The 2606-nt window shown below is 73.3% G+C and carries 4 protein-coding genes; 1 reads left to right on the top strand and 3 read right to left on the bottom strand.

What is annotated here, in order from left to right; all coding sequences use genetic code 11:
- Positions 1-129: 129 nt before the first annotated feature.
- Positions 130-276 carry a hypothetical protein gene (locus AOK22_RS41685; protein ID WP_157872402.1) on the bottom strand — a complete coding sequence of 49 codons (147 nt, stop codon included), beginning with the start codon at positions 274-276 and terminating at the stop codon, positions 130-132.
- A gap of 85 nt (positions 277-361) precedes the next feature.
- Here AOK22_RS41685 and AOK22_RS36450 point away from each other — a divergent pair, with 85 nt between their 5' ends.
- On the top strand, positions 362-1117 hold the full coding sequence (locus AOK22_RS36450) for a 2-phosphosulfolactate phosphatase (protein WP_055702960.1): 756 nt from the start codon (positions 362-364) through the stop codon (positions 1115-1117).
- Positions 1118-1165: 48 nt separating this feature from the next.
- On the opposite strand, the gene AOK22_RS36445 is transcribed toward AOK22_RS36450, so the two are convergent.
- Together AOK22_RS36445 and AOK22_RS36440 are read right to left on the bottom strand one after the other, a co-directional pair.
- Positions 1166-1432, bottom strand: a complete 267-nt coding sequence (locus AOK22_RS36445) for a WhiB family transcriptional regulator (protein ID WP_055702959.1) — start codon at positions 1430-1432, stop codon at positions 1166-1168.
- Positions 1433-1636: 204 nt separating this feature from the next.
- Positions 1637-2606, bottom strand: a 970-nt coding sequence (locus tag AOK22_RS36440) for a GAF and ANTAR domain-containing protein (RefSeq protein WP_055702958.1), incomplete at its 5' end; no start/stop codon positions are given.

Below are 2606 nucleotides of genomic sequence, written 5' to 3'. Positions count from 1 at the left end.
GGGGTAGAACTGGCCGAAGACGAGCAGGCAGCGGACGTCGGAGTGGCCGAAGGGCTGGCAGCCGTCGCTGTGGACCACGTGCCCGAAGCCGTTGACGAACGAGTCGCTGATCAGTCCGTGGTCCCAGCCTCAGCCGCGCTCGCGCAGCGCCGCGTCGACGAGATCGAAGTCGTCGTCACCGTCGGGCACTTCGGGCTCCGAGGGGAGCGTCACGAGTTCGGCGACGGCCGCGGAGGTCAACGGGCAGTGGGCCGGGGCGCGGACGTGGATCGGCATGGTGCCCCACTGTAGGACGCCTCTCTCGTACGGAGACGCCGGCCTCGTGCCTGGACCGTCCGGGCCCCTGGCATGATTCCCCGCCATGGACGACTGGAGTCGGCAAACAGGCCATGGGGTGCGGTTCGAGTGGGGGCCGGTCGGTGCGGACCGTCTCGCGGCGGGCGTGGCCTGTCTGGTGGTCGTCGACGTGCTCTCGTTCACCACGTCGGTCACGGTCGCGGTGGAGGCGGGGACACGCGTCCATCCCTATCGCCGGCGCGATGCGAGCGCCGAGGCCTTCGCCCGCCGGATGAACGCGGCTCTGGCCGTCGGACGCCGCGCCGTCACCGACGCGTCGCCGTGGTCGCTGTCCCCCGCCGCGCTGCGACGCGCTCCGTTCGCGCCCCGCTTGGTGCTTCCGTCGCCCAACGGGTCGGCCATCGCCGCCTCGGCCGCCGGCGCCACGGTCGTCGCGGCCTCGCTGCGCAACGCGACCGCCGTGGGCGCGTGGCTCGCCGCCAGCGGACACGGGACCGTCGACCGCCCGGTCGCCGTGATCGCGTCCGGAGAACGCTGGCCCGACGGCGGCCTCCGTCCCTCGCTCGAGGACCTGCTCGGCGCGGGAGCCGTGATCGCCTCACTGCGGGACCACGGCCGCACCGCGCTCTCGCCGGAGGCGCAGGCCCCGGCGGCGGTCTTCACCTCGGCACCGGACGTCGACGGGGCCGTCGCCGCCTGTGCGTCCGGGCGGGAGCTCATCGCCGGCGGGTTCGCCGAGGACGTGGCCATCGCGGCGGAACGGGACGCCTCTGTCGTGGTGCCCGTCCTGACCGACGGGGCCTTCGCACCGGCTCCATGACCACGCGTCACCGGCCGCGATGACGTCGGGAGCCATGCCCCGTACGCCTCAACGCGACGAACGGGGCTCCGCCGCGGCCGCGCGTCGCCGCTCCGCGCGGCGCAGTGCCGTCCGCTCCTCCTCGCAGGTGCCACCCCAGACGCCGGACGTCTGGCCGGTGCCGAGCGCCCAGTCGAGGCACTCCCGCTTCACCGGGCAGCGCGCGCAGATCCGCTTGGCCGCCCGGATGTCCCGCAGCGCGGGTCCCTTTTCGCCGACCGGGAAGAACAGCTCGGGGTCCGCGTTCCTGCACGCCGCCTTCCTCAACCACTCCATGGTGTCTCCTCAGCGGCCCATGCCGCCGCATCGTCGTCCCCAGGCGCAGCGCGAGTGCCCCTGCTTCCCTCCAGAAAACCTCCGGGGTGAGGACAGACGTGCGCACGTCACCGGTGACACCTCGCGACGGAACTGAGCGAACGAGCAGCATGGTTCGTGCCCACGTGGCGCGGAAGGCAGTCGGGCAGCCGCGCCGTCGCCCCGTCAGCAGTTCTCCGGGTCGCGGTCGGTGGCCAGGTGGTGCAGGTCCTCCAGCGCGTCCATCAGGACGGTGCGCCTGTGCCAGGACAGCCATGCCCCTGCCTGGGCCCCGACCGTGTCGAGGTCCCGCTGCTGCTCGTCGTCCAGGCCGGTCGACAGGGGCCGGTCGTAGTGCGCCCAGACCACCCCCATCAGCCGGTGCCCCTCGTCCAGGAGCGGCACGGTGTGGGAGGCCCGGCAACCGCTCTCCAGCAGGACCCTGTGCGATTCGGCCTCCAGGAAACGCGCGGCCTTCTGGAGGTCGTGGACGATGACCTGGCACATGGACGCCAGGTGCCAGTACGCGAGGGACTCGCTGTCCTCGACGAAGGCGAAGCGGTCGCTGTACGGGCCGTCCAGATTGCGCTGGTGCTCCAGGCGCACCAGGTCGGACTCGATGACGTGCATCGAGCCGCGCGGCGCGCCGACGATGGCCAAGGTCTGGGACAGGACCTCCTTGGTGAGGTCGCTGTACTGCCATTCGCGGGCGCGTCCCCTGTCACGGCTCCGGTTCAGTGCCGACGTGGCGGGCGGCGCGGTGCGGGCGCGCCCGGGGAACCACACCTTCGTACCCGACGGAGGCCGGACGTGGTTGACCGCGTCGGCGACGCTGTGAAGCTTCACGTTGTGCCGCTGCGACGCCTGGCGCAGCAGCGAGAACCCGGCGTCGACGTCGGGGAGCCGGTAGCGGTGGGCCAGCAGTTCACTGGCGTCCTGGATGCCGTGGCGCGCGATCTCCCGGTTGCGCACCGCCTGTTCCGCCCGCCACGCCGCGTCCAGGGCCGGTCCCGCCTCGCCGACGGGCACGCGCGGCGCGCGCTCCGGCAACGGGCCGTCGGCCTCCTCGCTCCCGGCCGAGGAGGCGGGGACGGTACGCGGCATACGGGCCTCCGGGAAGTCGTCGATCTGGACGCGGCCGGTCGGCGCGGGCGGG

The organism is Streptomyces silaceus (assembly GCF_001419745.1).
In the GTDB taxonomy this organism is placed as follows: domain Bacteria; phylum Actinomycetota; class Actinomycetes; order Streptomycetales; family Streptomycetaceae; genus Streptomyces; species Streptomyces silaceus.
This window is presented reverse-complemented; position numbering and strand designations above follow the sequence as displayed.